27 protein-coding genes are annotated in these 12,527 nt (G+C 53.6%); all 27 read left to right on the forward strand.

The window, feature by feature from the left end; all coding sequences use genetic code 11:
• A partial coding sequence (locus FWJ25_RS15595) for an EF-Tu C-terminal domain-related protein (RefSeq protein ID WP_497755918.1) occupies window positions 1-158 on the forward strand: 158 nt, incomplete at its 5' end.
• Between the two features lie 185 nt (window positions 159-343).
• A complete protein-coding gene (rpsJ, locus tag FWJ25_RS15600) occupies window positions 344-655 on the forward strand; it encodes a 30S ribosomal protein S10 (RefSeq protein WP_004580743.1) in 312 nt (103 codons plus the stop codon).
• A gap of 76 nt (window positions 656-731) precedes the next feature.
• Window positions 732-1,370, forward strand: coding sequence for a 50S ribosomal protein L3 (rplC, locus tag FWJ25_RS15605; protein ID WP_149601199.1), 639 nt, complete (start codon window positions 732-734; stop codon window positions 1,368-1,370).
• An 11-nt stretch (window positions 1,371-1,381) separates the two neighbouring features.
• The gene (rplD, locus tag FWJ25_RS15610) at window positions 1,382-1,987 is read left to right on the forward strand and encodes a 50S ribosomal protein L4 (protein ID WP_149601200.1); all 606 of its coding nucleotides are present in this window, start codon (window positions 1,382-1,384) and stop codon (window positions 1,985-1,987) included.
• Window positions 1,984-2,277, forward strand: a complete 294-nt coding sequence (gene rplW / locus FWJ25_RS15615) for a 50S ribosomal protein L23 (RefSeq protein ID WP_149601201.1) — start codon at window positions 1,984-1,986, stop codon at window positions 2,275-2,277. The genes rplD and rplW overlap by 4 nt, the downstream gene beginning before the upstream one ends.
• 17 nt (window positions 2,278-2,294) lie before the next feature.
• On the forward strand, window positions 2,295-3,122 hold the full coding sequence (gene rplB / locus FWJ25_RS15620; RefSeq protein ID WP_149601202.1) for a 50S ribosomal protein L2: 828 nt from the start codon (window positions 2,295-2,297) through the stop codon (window positions 3,120-3,122).
• Between the two features lie 24 nt (window positions 3,123-3,146).
• Window positions 3,147-3,422 carry a 30S ribosomal protein S19 gene (gene rpsS, locus FWJ25_RS15625; protein ID WP_007154011.1) on the forward strand — a complete coding sequence of 92 codons (276 nt, stop codon included), beginning with the start codon at window positions 3,147-3,149 and terminating at the stop codon, window positions 3,420-3,422.
• Window positions 3,423-3,438: 16 nt separating this feature from the next.
• Window positions 3,439-3,771 carry a 50S ribosomal protein L22 gene (rplV, locus tag FWJ25_RS15630; protein ID WP_149601203.1) on the forward strand — a complete coding sequence of 111 codons (333 nt, stop codon included), beginning with the start codon at window positions 3,439-3,441 and terminating at the stop codon, window positions 3,769-3,771.
• Between the two features lie 11 nt (window positions 3,772-3,782).
• Window positions 3,783-4,466 (forward strand): 30S ribosomal protein S3, encoded by a 684-nt coding sequence (rpsC, locus tag FWJ25_RS15635; protein WP_008174872.1) that lies wholly within the window; start codon window positions 3,783-3,785, stop codon window positions 4,464-4,466.
• A gap of 12 nt (window positions 4,467-4,478) precedes the next feature.
• The gene (rplP, locus tag FWJ25_RS15640; protein ID WP_149601204.1) at window positions 4,479-4,892 is read left to right on the forward strand and encodes a 50S ribosomal protein L16; all 414 of its coding nucleotides are present in this window, start codon (window positions 4,479-4,481) and stop codon (window positions 4,890-4,892) included.
• Entirely contained in the window at window positions 4,892-5,083 is a 192-nt protein-coding gene (rpmC, locus tag FWJ25_RS15645; protein ID WP_008174877.1) for a 50S ribosomal protein L29, read from the forward strand. The genes rplP and rpmC overlap by 1 nt, the downstream gene beginning before the upstream one ends.
• Before the next feature lies 1 nt (window position 5,084).
• Window positions 5,085-5,351: a 30S ribosomal protein S17 gene (gene rpsQ / locus FWJ25_RS15650; RefSeq protein ID WP_092005427.1), complete on the forward strand. Its 267-nt coding sequence runs from the start codon at window positions 5,085-5,087 to the stop codon at window positions 5,349-5,351.
• A gap of 18 nt (window positions 5,352-5,369) precedes the next feature.
• Complete coding sequence (gene rplN / locus FWJ25_RS15655; RefSeq protein ID WP_149601205.1) at window positions 5,370-5,738, forward strand: 50S ribosomal protein L14; 369 nt, start codon at window positions 5,370-5,372, stop codon at window positions 5,736-5,738.
• Between the two features lie 17 nt (window positions 5,739-5,755).
• Entirely contained in the window at window positions 5,756-6,076 is a 321-nt protein-coding gene (rplX, locus tag FWJ25_RS15660; RefSeq protein WP_149601206.1) for a 50S ribosomal protein L24, read from the forward strand.
• A gap of 15 nt (window positions 6,077-6,091) precedes the next feature.
• The gene (rplE, locus tag FWJ25_RS15665) at window positions 6,092-6,631 is read left to right on the forward strand and encodes a 50S ribosomal protein L5 (protein WP_149601207.1); all 540 of its coding nucleotides are present in this window, start codon (window positions 6,092-6,094) and stop codon (window positions 6,629-6,631) included.
• Window positions 6,632-6,644: 13 nt separating this feature from the next.
• The gene (rpsN, locus tag FWJ25_RS15670) at window positions 6,645-6,950 is read left to right on the forward strand and encodes a 30S ribosomal protein S14 (RefSeq protein WP_036134925.1); all 306 of its coding nucleotides are present in this window, start codon (window positions 6,645-6,647) and stop codon (window positions 6,948-6,950) included.
• Window positions 6,951-7,037: 87 nt separating this feature from the next.
• The gene (gene rpsH / locus FWJ25_RS15675) at window positions 7,038-7,430 is read left to right on the forward strand and encodes a 30S ribosomal protein S8 (RefSeq protein WP_149601208.1); all 393 of its coding nucleotides are present in this window, start codon (window positions 7,038-7,040) and stop codon (window positions 7,428-7,430) included.
• Between the two features lie 12 nt (window positions 7,431-7,442).
• Entirely contained in the window at window positions 7,443-7,976 is a 534-nt protein-coding gene (rplF, locus tag FWJ25_RS15680) for a 50S ribosomal protein L6 (protein ID WP_149601209.1), read from the forward strand.
• 9 nt (window positions 7,977-7,985) lie between these two features.
• The gene (gene rplR, locus FWJ25_RS15685) at window positions 7,986-8,333 is read left to right on the forward strand and encodes a 50S ribosomal protein L18 (protein ID WP_149601210.1); all 348 of its coding nucleotides are present in this window, start codon (window positions 7,986-7,988) and stop codon (window positions 8,331-8,333) included.
• Window positions 8,334-8,345: 12 nt separating this feature from the next.
• The gene (rpsE, locus tag FWJ25_RS15690) at window positions 8,346-8,846 is read left to right on the forward strand and encodes a 30S ribosomal protein S5 (RefSeq protein WP_149601211.1); all 501 of its coding nucleotides are present in this window, start codon (window positions 8,346-8,348) and stop codon (window positions 8,844-8,846) included.
• Between the two features lie 4 nt (window positions 8,847-8,850).
• On the forward strand, window positions 8,851-9,039 hold the full coding sequence (gene rpmD, locus FWJ25_RS15695) for a 50S ribosomal protein L30 (RefSeq protein WP_149601212.1): 189 nt from the start codon (window positions 8,851-8,853) through the stop codon (window positions 9,037-9,039).
• A 1-nt stretch (window position 9,040) separates the two neighbouring features.
• A complete protein-coding gene (gene rplO / locus FWJ25_RS15700; protein ID WP_149601213.1) occupies window positions 9,041-9,475 on the forward strand; it encodes a 50S ribosomal protein L15 in 435 nt (144 codons plus the stop codon).
• A gap of 17 nt (window positions 9,476-9,492) precedes the next feature.
• Window positions 9,493-10,815 (forward strand): preprotein translocase subunit SecY, encoded by a 1,323-nt coding sequence (gene secY, locus FWJ25_RS15705; protein ID WP_149601214.1) that lies wholly within the window; start codon window positions 9,493-9,495, stop codon window positions 10,813-10,815.
• Window positions 10,816-10,844: 29 nt separating this feature from the next.
• On the forward strand, window positions 10,845-10,958 hold the full coding sequence (gene rpmJ / locus FWJ25_RS15710; protein ID WP_008174902.1) for a 50S ribosomal protein L36: 114 nt from the start codon (window positions 10,845-10,847) through the stop codon (window positions 10,956-10,958).
• A gap of 140 nt (window positions 10,959-11,098) precedes the next feature.
• Window positions 11,099-11,455: a 30S ribosomal protein S13 gene (gene rpsM, locus FWJ25_RS15715; RefSeq protein WP_036134911.1), complete on the forward strand. Its 357-nt coding sequence runs from the start codon at window positions 11,099-11,101 to the stop codon at window positions 11,453-11,455.
• 13 nt (window positions 11,456-11,468) lie between these two features.
• On the forward strand, window positions 11,469-11,858 hold the full coding sequence (rpsK, locus tag FWJ25_RS15720) for a 30S ribosomal protein S11 (protein WP_007153992.1): 390 nt from the start codon (window positions 11,469-11,471) through the stop codon (window positions 11,856-11,858).
• A gap of 18 nt (window positions 11,859-11,876) precedes the next feature.
• On the forward strand, window positions 11,877-12,497 hold the full coding sequence (gene rpsD, locus FWJ25_RS15725) for a 30S ribosomal protein S4 (RefSeq protein WP_149601215.1): 621 nt from the start codon (window positions 11,877-11,879) through the stop codon (window positions 12,495-12,497).
• Window positions 12,498-12,527: the final 30 nt, after the last annotated feature.

Consider the following 12,527-nt stretch of genomic DNA (forward strand, 5'->3'; position numbering starts at 1 on the left):
AACTGCCGGAAGGCGTTGAAATGGTAATGCCGGGTGACAACGTCAAGATGACGGTTACCCTGATCGCTCCGATCGCCATGGAAGATGGTCTGCGCTTCGCGATTCGCGAAGGTGGCCGTACCGTTGGTGCCGGTGTGGTATCCAAGATCATCGAGTGATTCTGCTCGTTTGATCAGGAAAAAGGGGCTGATTCATCAGCCCCTTTTTCTGTTTCAGTCGCATAGTCTGCTTAACTCTGTTGACGGGATAACTGTTGACAGGGTTGTCTAATATGCATACAATGCGGCTCCTTTTTTTGAAGGTCGGCTAAAAAATAGCTGCTACGAGTGGAGTTTGGTGCATCATGCAAAGCCAAAAGATTCGAATCCGGTTGAAGGCGTTTGATTATCGCCTGATCGACCAGTCCACGCAGGAGATCGTCGATACCGCTAAGCGGACCGGCGCTCAGGTGCGTGGCCCTATTCCTCTGCCGACGCGGAAGGAAAAGTACACAGTATTGATCTCTCCGCACGTCAACAAAGACGCGCGCGATCAGTATGAAATTCGTACTCACAAGCGTTTGCTCGACATTGTTGAGCCGACCGAAAAGACAGTAGATGCTCTGATGAAGTTGGACCTGGCAGCAGGTGTAGACGTTCAGATCAGCCTCGGCTAATACCGCCCGGTATTAGTCTGTGTAACTGTCATAAGGCCATAGAGGGTGAGAGCCCCGTACACTTAAGAGGTGAAACATGGCAATTGGTGTTGTCGGTCGTAAGGCCGGTATGACCCGTATTTTTACGGAAGATGGGCAGGCTCTGCCTGTCACGGTAATTGAGGTTGAACCCAACCGCATTACCCAGCTGAAGACTCTCGAAAGCGATGGTTATCGGGCCGTACAGGTTACTGTCGGTGCACGTCGTTCCTCTCGCGTATCCAAGGCAGAAGCAGGTCACTTTGCGAAGGCTGGTGTAGAAGCCGGTCGTGGTGTTTGGGAATTCCGTCTCGCTGATGGCGAGGGTGAAGACCTGGCAGCAGGTGGCGAAATCACTGCATCCATCTTTGAAGATGGTCAGGCAGTCGATGCTATCGGCCAATCCAAGGGTAAGGGCTATCAGGGTGGTGTTAAGCGCTGGAATTTCTCCATGCAGGACGCTACTCACGGTAACTCTCTGTCTCACCGTGCTCCGGGTTCTATTGGTCAGAACCAGACTCCGGGCCGGGTATTCAAAGGCAAAAAGATGGCGGGCCAGATGGGTAATGCGCAAGTTACTGTGCAGAATCTCAAGATCGTCCGTGTCGACGCCGAGCGCAACCTGCTGCTGGTGAGTGGTGCCGTACCAGGTGCAACTGGCGGCGACGTTGTCATCAAGCCTGCAGTCAAAGCCTGAGGAGCGGTGCGATGGAATTGACAATTACTGGTAGCGGTAAAGGAATTTCTGTTTCCGACGCTACGTTCGCCAAAGATTTCAATGAGGCTCTGGTTCACCAGGTCGTCACTGCCTACATGGCAGCTGGTCGTCAGGGTACCAAGGCTCAGAAGACTCGTTCCGAAGTAAGCGGTGGTGGTAAGAAGCCATGGCGTCAGAAGGGTACAGGTCGTGCCCGTGCCGGTACTATTCGTAGTCCGATCTGGCGTTCCGGTGGTACCACGTTTGCTGCCAAGCCTCGTGACTTTGAGCAGAAGGTTAATCGTAAGATGTACCGCGCGGCCATGCGCTCGATTCTTTCCGAGCTGGTCCGTCAGGAACGTCTGGTGGTTGTTGACGATATGAATGTCGACACTCCGAAAACCAAGGCTTTCAATGCCAAGCTGAAGGATCTGGGCGTGTCCAGTGCGTTGATCCTGTCAGAAAGTGTTGAGCAGAACCTGCATCTGGCTTCTCGCAATGTTCCTCACGTGGACGTGCGCGATGTGGCGGGTCTGGATCCGGTTAGCCTGGTTGCCTTTGAGAACGTCGTAGTGACTGTTCCCGCTCTGAAGAAGATCGAGGAGATGTTGGGATGAACCAGGAACGTATTTATAAGGTCCTGCTCGGGCCTCACGTGTCAGAGAAAGCATCTCTGGTAGCTGAAAAAGGTCAGGTTGTATTTCGCGTAGCGCCTGATGCTACCAAGCCGGAGATCAAAAAAGCCGTTGAGCAGTTGTTCAACGTCACCGTAGAAGGTGTTCAGGTTCTGAATCGCAAGGGTAAGCTCAAGCGCACTATCCGCGGGTTCGGCAAGCGTAATGACATTCGTAAGGCTTACGTCAAGCTGGCAGAAGGTCAGGACATCGATTTTCTGGATGTGGAATAAGGTAAAGGGGTCGTAAAATGCCGATCATCAAAACCAAGCCAACATCTGCCGGACGCCGCCACGTTGTAAAACTTTACAACCCGGATCTGCACAAGGGGCGCCCTTACGAACCGTTGGTAGAAACTCAGAGCAAGTCGGGTGGTCGTAACCATTTTGGTCGCATCACTACCCGTCACATCGGTGGTGGTCATAAGAAGCACTACCGTGTCATCGATTTTAAGCGGACCAAAGATGGTATCCCGGCCGTTGTAGAACGTCTGGAATATGATCCTAATCGCTCTGCGCACATCGCGCTGCTGAAGTACGCCGATGGCGAGCGTCGCTACATTATCGCTCCCAAAGGTGTAAAGGCTGGTGATGAAGTGCGCTCCGGTATCGACGCGCCGATTAAAGTGGGCTCCACACTGCCTATCCGGAATATTCCGGTTGGTTCTGTGATCCACTGCGTTGAACTCAAGCCTGGCAAAGGTGCTCAGCTGGCTCGCTCTGCGGGCGCATCCGTACAGCTGGTTGCTCGGGAAGGGGCTTATGCCACCCTCCGCCTGCGTTCAGGTGAAATGCGTAAGGTGCTTGTAGACTGCCGTGCGACGCTGGGTGAAGTATGTAACAGCGAGCATAGCCTCAAGCAGCTTGGTAAAGCGGGTGCATCACGTTGGCGCGGCAAACGGCCAACAGTACGTGGTGTTGCTATGAACCCAGTTGACCACCCGCATGGTGGTGGTGAAGGGCGTACCTCTGGCGGACGTCACCCGGTTACTCCGTGGGGTGTTCCGACCAAAGGGCATAAGACTCGTAAGAACAAGCGTACTGATAAGATGATAGTACGTCGTCGTTCGGCCAAGTAAACGACTACATAGAGGTAATTTGCTGTGCCACGTTCTTTGAAGAAAGGTCCTTTTATAGACCTGCATCTGTTGAAGAAGGTCGAGGCAGCTCTGGAAGCTAACGACAAGCGGCCCATTAAAACTTGGTCCCGCCGGTCAACAGTCTTTCCTGAGATGGTAGGCCTGACCATTGCAGTCCACAACGGCAAGCAGCACGTGCCGGTTTATGTCACCGAAGATATGGTCGGACATAAGCTGGGTGAGTTCGCGGCAACGCGTACTTATCGTGGTCATGCGGCCGACAAGAAAGCTAAACGCTGATTCTGAGGTAATAGAAATGGAAGTAGCAGCCAAGTACAAGGGCGCTCGCCTCTCAGCTCAAAAAGCGCGTCTTGTCGCTGACCAGGTACGCGGCAAGGCTGTTGAGGACGCCCTGAACATTCTGACTTTCAGCCCGAAAAAGGCGGCAGTAATCATCAAGAAAGCTCTTGAGTCTGCTATCGCCAATGCTGAGCATAACGAAGGTCTGGACGTAGATGATCTGAAGGTATCCACCATCATGGTGGACGAGGGCCCGACGCTCAAGCGGATCAAGGCTCGAGCCAAGGGGCGCGCTGATCGTATTTTCAAGCGCACCTGTCATATCACCGTCAAGGTCGCCGACAAGTAGGAGATGCTCAGATGGGTCATAAAGTAAATCCAACCGGCATTCGCCTGGGTGTGATCAAAGAGCACAACTCAGTCTGGTATGCCGACAAAAAGGAATACTCCAAGAACCTGCTGAATGATATTCAGGTTCGCGAGTTCCTTGACAAGCGTCTGGTTAAGGCGTCTGTCAGCAAGATTGTGATCGAGCGCCCTGCTCAGAACGCCCGGATCACGATCCATACTGCCCGCCCCGGTATTGTTATCGGTAAGAAGGGCGAAGATGTTGATCGTCTGCGTCGCGAAGTAAGCGACATGATGGGTGTGCCTGTGCACATCAACATCGAGGAAGTCCGCAAGCCGGATCTGGATGCTCGCCTGGTAGCGCAAAACGTTGCTGGTCAGCTTGAGCGTCGTGTGATGTTCCGTCGTGCCATGAAGCGCGCGGTTCAGAACGCTATGCGTCAAGGTGCCAAGGGTATCAAGATTCAGGTCGGTGGTCGTCTTGGGGGTGCTGAAATCGCACGTTCCGAGTGGTATCGCGAAGGTCGTGTACCTCTGCACACACTGCGTGCAGATATTGATTACGCAACCTACGAAGCGCATACCACTTACGGCGTAATCGGCGTCAAGGTATGGATCTTCAAAGGTGAGATTCTTGGTGGTATGGAGCAGGTCCGTGCTGACAAGAAAGCCTCTGGGAAGAAAGGTTCTAAGTAAAGGGGCACTCTTATGCTGCAACCAAAACGCACCAAATTTCGCAAGGTAATGAAAGGCCGTAACACCGGTCTTGCTCACCGTGCTAACAAGGTGAGCTTCGGTGAATACGGATTGAAGGCGACTAGCCGTGGGCGTATAACTGCGCGTCAGATTGAGGCAGCGCGTCGTACCATGACACGTCGTATCAAGCGGGGCGGTAAGATCTGGATCCGGGTATTCCCGGACAAGCCGATCACTGGTAAGCCCCTGGAAGTACGGATGGGTAAAGGTAAAGGTTCTGTCGAGTATTGGGTGGCTGAAATCCAGCCAGGCCGCATGCTCTACGAGATGGAAGGTGTTGCTGAAGAAGTAGCGCGCGAAGCCTTCACTCTCGCGGCGGCCAAACTGCCGGTACAGACCACCTTTGTAACGAGGACGGTGATGTGATGAAAGCAACAGAGCTGCGTGAAAAGTCAGTCGAGGAGCTGAACAAAGAGCTGATCGACCTCCTGAAGGAGCAGTTCAACCTGCGCATGCGTAAGGCGACGGGTCAGCTGAATCAGTCTCACCTTCTCGGCAAGGTGAAGCGTGACATTGCTCGCGTGAAAACAGTATTGAACGAAAAGGCAGGACAGTGACATGACCGAAGCTACCCAAACTGCCAGAACTCTGAGCGGGAAGGTCGTGAGCAACAAGATGGACAAGTCCATCGTGGTTCTGGTCGAGCGTCAGGTGAAACACCCGCTGTACGGTAAGTACATGAAGCGTTCTACCAAGATTCACGCTCATGATGAGAGTAACCAGTGCAACATCGGTGACACTGTAACCATCCAGGAAACCCGTCCGGTCTCCAAGACCAAGAGCTGGGCCCTGGTTGAAGTCACCGAACGTGCATCCAAGGTGTAATTCGCCCGGAGAACAACCATGATTCAGACTCAAACAATGCTTGAAGTCGCGGACAACAGTGGTGCACGCCAGGTTCAGTGCATCAAGGTCCTGGGCGGTTCACACCGGCGCTATGCCGGCGTTGGGGATATCATCAAGGTGACCGTTAAGGAAGCCATCCCCCGCGGTAAAGTGAAAAAAGGCCAGGTCCTGAAAGCTGTTGTTGTGCGTACGCGTAAGGGCGTTCGTCGTCCTGACGGTTCGCTGATCCGTTTCGACGGTAACGCGGCAGTACTTCTGAACAATCAGGACGCACCGATTGGTACCCGTATCTTCGGACCGGTTACCCGTGAACTGCGTAATGAAAAGTTCATGAAAATTATCTCACTGGCACCCGAAGTACTTTAAAGGACCAGAGGCCGGTTATGAAAAAGATCAAACGAGATGACGAAGTAATCGTCACTACGGGGAAAGATAAGGGCAAACGTGGTAAAGTCCTGAAAGTTCAGGATGATGGCCGCCTTGTTGTTTCTGGTATCAATATGATCAAGAAGCACACCAAGCCCAACCCGATGCTGGGTACCCCTGGTGGTATCGTCGAAAAAGAAGCACCTATCCAGGCTTCCAACGTGGCTATTTTTAATCCGCAGACCGGCAAGGCCGATCGCGTAGGCTTCCAGACCAAGGAAGACGGCGCTAAAGTGCGGATCTTCAAGTCCACGAACGAAGCTGTCGATAACCAGTAAGCGGTGGTGGTTACGATGCTTAATATGAAAGAGCAATACAGTAAGGAAGTGGTACCCGCCCTGCAGCAGGAGTTCGGCTACAAGAACATTATGCAGGTGCCGCGTATCGAAAAGATCACCCTGAACATGGGTGTCGGCGAAGCAGTTGGCGACAAGAAACTGATCGAAAATGCAGTGGCTGATCTCGAAGCCCTGACTGGTCAGAAGGTTGTTGTCACCAAGGCGCGTAAATCCGTAGCGGGCTTCAAAATCCGTGAAGGTTGGCCTATCGGCTGTAAGGTTACTCTGCGCGGCGAGCGTATGTGGGACTTCTTTGATCGCCTGGTTCACATTGCGGTTCCCCGCATTCGTGACTTCCGCGGTCTGAACCCCAAATCGTTCGACGGTCGTGGTAACTACAGCATGGGTGTGCGTGAGCAGATCATTTTCCCTGAGATCGAGTACGACAAAGTCGACAAGATCCGTGGTCTGGATATCACCATTACCACCACTGCCGGTACCGACGATGAAGGTCGTGAACTGCTGAAAGCCTTCGGCTTTCCGTTCAAGAAATAAAGGAACGAGTGTAATGGCTAAGGTTTCCATGAAAAACCGTGAGCTCAAGCGCGAGAAAACCGTTGCGAAATATGCAGCGAAGCGTGCAGAGCTCAAGGCGATTATCAAAAACCCGAATACCAGCGACGATGACCGTTGGGACGCTCAGATGAAGCTTCAGCAGCTTCCTCGTAACGCGAGCCCTGCACGTCTTCGTAATCGTTGCCAGGTGACTGGTCGTCCTCACGGCGTCCTGCGTAAGTTCGAGCTTTCACGAATCAAACTTCGTGAATACGGCATGCGCGGTGATGTCCCGGGTCTGACTAAGTCCAGCTGGTAAAATAGGTTCCTGACTTCGGTCAGGAGCCTGTTGGTAAGCGGTGCGGCAAGCCGCTGCACAACTAAAAAGATCAGGAGCCTCATACCAATGAGTATGCAAGACACGCTTGCGGATATGTTTACCCGTATCCGTAATGCACAGATGGCATCAAAAGCAGACGTTACGATGCCGTCTTCAAAGATGAAGATCTCCGTAGCCCAGGTCCTCAAGGACGAAGGCTACGTAGAAGATTTTTCCGTTTCAGCTGATGCCAAGCCCGAGCTGACCATCGCTCTGAAATACTTCGGTGGCAAGCCTGTTATCGAAGAGATTCAGCGGGTTAGCCGTCCGAGTCTGCGCCAGTACAAAGGCGCTGGGGAACTGCCGAAAGTATCCGGTGGTCTGGGTGTCGCCATTGTCTCAACGTCCAAGGGCGTTATGACAGACCGCGCTGCACGTGCTGCAGGCGTGGGTGGCGAAGTCATCTGCACCGTATTCTAAAGGAGGTTTATCATGTCCAGGGTTGCCAATAATCCTGTCGTGCTGCCTTCCGGTGTTGAAGTGAAGCTGAACGGACAGGAAATCAACGTGAAGGGCTCTAAAGGAGCACTTCAATTCACCGTACATCAGGCTGTTGAAGTGTCTCAGGAGGAAAATACCCTGCGCTTCGCCGCCCGTGATGGCGCCAAGCAGTCCCGCGCACTCGCAGGTACCACCCGCGCGCTGGTAAACAATATGGTTACCGGTGTTTCTACGGGCTTCGAGCGTAAACTCCAGCTTGTGGGCGTTGGTTATCGTGCCCAGGCGCAGGGCAAAAAGCTCAACCTGACTCTGGGTTTCTCACACCCGGTTGAGTATGAGCTGCCCGAGGGGGTCACCGCTGAAACTCCGTCACAGACGGAAGTTGTTATCCGCGGGATCGATAAGCAACAGGTTGGCCAGGTCGCTGCGGAAATCCGCGCTTACCGTCCGCCCGAGCCGTATAAAGGTAAGGGTGTTCGTTATGCGGATGAGCAGGTCAGACGCAAAGAAGCCAAGAAGAAATAAGGCGGGACTATGAGCGCGAATAACGAAAGATTGCGTCGTGCACGCAAAGTGCGCATGAAGATCCGTGAGCTGGGTACTAATCGCCTGTGCGTTCACCGCACACCGCGTCATATGTACGCCCAGGTCACTACTGCAGACGGCAGCACTGTGCTGGCTTCTGCCTCCACGTTGGATAAGGAACTGCGCCAGGGTGCAACCGGTAACGTGGACGCTGCTAAAAAGGTCGGTCAGCTGATTGCTGAGCGCGCCAAGGCAGCAGGTGTAGAGCAGGTTGCTTTTGACCGCTCCGGTTACCGTTATCACGGTCGCGTGCAGGCTCTGGCCGACGCTGCTCGTGAAGCTGGCTTGCAATTCTAAGAGGTGGAGAAGATGAGCGTTAACGAACAGAAAGCGCCTGAGCTCCAGGAAAGGCTGGTTCAGGTAAACCGTGTCGCCAAAGTGGTTAAAGGTGGCCGGATTTTCGCTTTCACCGCACTGACTGTAGTGGGTGATGGCAAGGGTCGCGTTGGTTTTGGTCGTGGCAAGGCGCGTGAAGTGCCAGTTGCTATCCAGAAAGCCATGGAAGCTGCGCGTAAGAACATGGTTGACGTCGCACTGGACGGAAACACTCTCCAGTACCCGGTGAAAGCCCAGCATGGAGGCTCCAAAGTCTACATGCAGCCGGCTTCTGAAGGTACTGGTGTCATTGCCGGCGGTGCGATGCGCGCCGTTCTGGAAGTGGCAGGTGTTCAGAACGTACTGTCCAAGTGTTACGGGTCTACAAACCCTGTAAACGTGGTACGTTCCACCATCAAGGGTCTTCAGGCAATGCAAGCGCCGGAAGATATCGCAGCCAAGCGCGGTAAGACCGTGGAAGAGATTCTGGGTTGAAGTCATGGCGAACGCAAAAACGATCAAAGTAACTCTGACTCGTAGCCCGATCGGCTGTCAGCCGAAGCACAAGCTGTGCGTTAAGGGCCTGGGTCTTCGTAAAATCGGTCATACCGTTGAACTGGAAGATACTCCTTCCGTTCGCGGAATGATCAACCGGGTTAATTACCTGGTTCGGGTTGAGGAGAACTAAGATGCGTCTGAACGAACTTGCTCCAGAACCCGGTTCACGTCCTTCCGCTAAGCGCGTTGGTCGTGGTATCGGTAGTGGCCTCGGTAAAACCGGTGGTCGCGGTCACAAGGGTCTGAAATCTCGTTCCGGTGGCTCCGTAGCTCCTGGCTTCGAGGGTGGTCAGCAGCCTTTGGCTCGCCGTCTGCCTAAGTTCGGTTTCACCTCCCGTCAGCAGCGCTACGTGGCGGAGATCCGTCTTAACGAGCTGGCGAAAGTTGAAGGCGACGTGGTAGATCTGGAAGCCCTGAAGAAGGCCGATATCGTTCGCGAAGAGATTCGCGAAGCGAAGGTTATCCTGTCCGGCGAACTGAGCCGTGCGGTAACCGTTAAGGGACTTCGGGTAACCAAAGGCGCACGCGAGGCAATTGCTGCCGCGGGTGGTAAAGTCGAAGACTAAGGCGAGTCGAGGACTAAATGGCCAAGACAGCATCATTGCCTGCGGGCGCGGGTAAAGGACTGGCAGAGCTGCGTTCGCGGCTCTGGTTCGTCTTCCTGGCATTGTTGGTGTACCGGATCGGTGCACACATTCCGGTGCCGGGGATTAACCCCGACCGTTTGGCGGCACTGTTCGAGCAGAATCAGGGCACGATCCTGAGTATGTTCAACATGTTTTCAGGTGGTGCGCTTGAGCGCATGAGTATCTTCGCTCTCGGTATCATGCCGTATATTTCGGCATCCATTATCATGCAGCTCATGACTGCGGTTAGTCCGCAGCTTGAGCAGCTGAAAAAGGAAGGCGAAGCTGGCCGTCGTAAGATCAGCCAGTATACGCGGTATGGTACGGTTATCCTTGCTCTGGTACAGGGCGCGGGTATTTCTGTCGGCCTGGCTTCCCAAGGCGTGACGTTCAATGACAGCTTCAGCTTCCACTTCGTAGCTGTCGTATCGTTTGTCAGTGGTGCCGTTTTCATGATGTGGCTTGGTGAGCAGATCACCGAGCGAGGCGTCGGAAATGGTATTTCCCTGCTTATATTCGCAGGCATCGTGGCCGGCTTACCGGGTGCGATTGGACAGACGCTTGAGCAGGCACGCAATGGGGAGATGAGCCTCCTGTTTGTGCTCGGTATTGGTATTGTTGCCGTTGCGGTGATTGGTTTCGTTGTGTTTATGGAACGCGGTCAACGCCGGCTTACAATTAACTATGCCAAGCGTCAGCAGGGGCGCCGGGTGTTCGCGCAGCAATCCAGCCACCTGCCTCTCAAGGTTAATATGGCTGGTGTTATACCGCCGATCTTCGCATCGTCCATACTGTTGTTCCCAGCTTCCATGGGGCAGTGGTTTGGTCAGGGTGAGGGTATGGAATGGTTGAGCGACATCTCCCAGGCGCTGGCACCGAGCCAGCCGCTGTACATTATCCTGTTTGCTGTAGCTGTGGTATTCTTCTGCTACTTCTATACAGCCCTGATGTACAACCCGAAAGAAGTTGCGGATAACCTCAAGCGCTCTGGAGCGTTTATCCCGGGTATTCGTCCTGGTGATCAGACCGCCAAGTATATTGATGGTGTTCTGACCCGGCTGACGTTGTTCGGGGCAATGTACATTGCAGCAGTGTCTCTGTTCCCTCAGTTTCTGATGGTTGCGGGGAATGTTCCGTTTTATCTTGGCGGTACCTCACTGCTGATTGTGGTAGTCGTGGTGATGGATTTTATGGCTCAGGTTCAGTCGCACCTGATGTCGCATCAGTATGAATCTCTGATGAAGAAGTCCAATCTCAAAGGCTATGGTCGGAACGGTTAATCCGTTCCCCTTGGAAACTGGAGTCGACAATGAAAGTACGCGCTTCGGTAAAGAAAATTTGCCGTAACTGCAAAGTAATTCGTCGCAATGGCTCAGTACGAGTCATTTGCTCGGAGCCTCGTCACAAGCAGCGCCAGGGCTAATTCCTTCGGGAAGAAAACCTGACATTGCAGGGGATCGGAATAACGGCGCTTGACTCCGGTAGGGGTCAAGCGCTATTATTTCGCGCCCTTTTTGTGGCGGAAAATTCACACAGCAAAGCTTTGAACGCGGAGTAATTTGGATGGCACGTATAGCCGGTGTCAATATACCCGATAACAAACATGCTGTTATCTCGCTGACTTACATCTTTGGTGTTGGCAAGACAACAGCCCAGAAGCTTTGCGATGCAACCGGCGTTAAGCCGGACGTCAAGGTCAAAGACCTTACCGACGATCAGCTTGAAGCACTTCGTACCGAAGTGGGCAAGGTGACTGTCGAAGGCGATCTGCGTCGTGAAGTACAGATGAACATCAAGCGTTTGAAGGATCTCGGTTGCTTCCGTGGTCTGCGTCACCGTCACGGCCTTCCGGTCCGCGGTCAGCGCACTAAGACCAACGCCCGCACCCGTAAAGGTCCTCGCAAACCTATTCGCAAGTAACAGGTAGGCAAACATGGCAAAGCCAGGTACACGTACCCGTAAAAAGGTGAAAAAGACGGTTGTTGATGGCGTCGCGCACATTCACGCGTCCTTCAATAACACTATCGTGACCATTTCGGACCGTCAGGGCAACGTCCTGTCCTGGGCCACTTCTGGTGGTTCCGGTTTCCGCGGCTCGCGTAAGAGTACACCTTTTGCTGCGCAGGTAGCAGCTGAAAGAGCCGGTAATGCGGCTGCTGAATACGGCCTTAAAAACCTGGACGTAGAGGTTAAGGGTCCTGGGCCCGGACGTGAATCTGCAGTTCGTGCGCTGAATGCGTGCGGCTACAAGATCACTAACATCACTGATGTGACGCCGATTCCTCACAACGGTTGTCGTCCGCCCAAGAAGCGCCGCGTCTAACACAGGAGACAGTGAAAAATGGCTCGTTATATAGGCCCGAAGTGCAAGCTGTCTCGTCGTGAAGGGACAGATCTTTTTCTGAAGAGCGGCGTTCGCGCGCTCGATTCGAAGTGCAACATCGAGACTCCGCCGGGTATGCACGGCGCGCGTCGCGGTCGTCTGTCCGAATACGGCGTACAGCTTCGTGAGAAACAGAAAGTTCGTCGTATTTACGGTGTGCTCGAGAAGCAGTTCCGTAACTACTACAAAGAGGCTGCCCGTCTGAAGGGTGCAACAGGCGAAAACCTGCTGCAGCTTCTGGAAGGCCGTCTTGACAACGTTGTATATCGCATGGGTTTTGGTTCTACTCGTGCGGAAGCTCGTCAGCTCGTCTCTCACAAGGCGATCCTGGTAAATGATAAGACTGTTAACATTCCGTCTTATCAGGTTAAGCCGGGTGACGTTGTGAGCGTGCGTGAAAAGGCGAAGAATCAGCTGCGTGTTAAAGGCGCACTGGATCTGTCTGCCAGCCGCGCTGCGGTGGGCTGGGTAGAGGTCGACGCCAGCAAGATGTCCGGCGTATACAAGTCAGTACCTGAGCGTACTGAACTGCCGGCCGACATCAACGAGAACCTCATCGTCGAGCTTTACTCTAAGTAAAGCCCAGTTAGCAACGATAGCAGATAGGGG

It is taken from the genome of Marinobacter salinexigens (genome assembly GCF_008370345.1).
Taxonomy (GTDB): domain Bacteria; phylum Pseudomonadota; class Gammaproteobacteria; order Pseudomonadales; family Oleiphilaceae; genus Marinobacter; species Marinobacter salinexigens.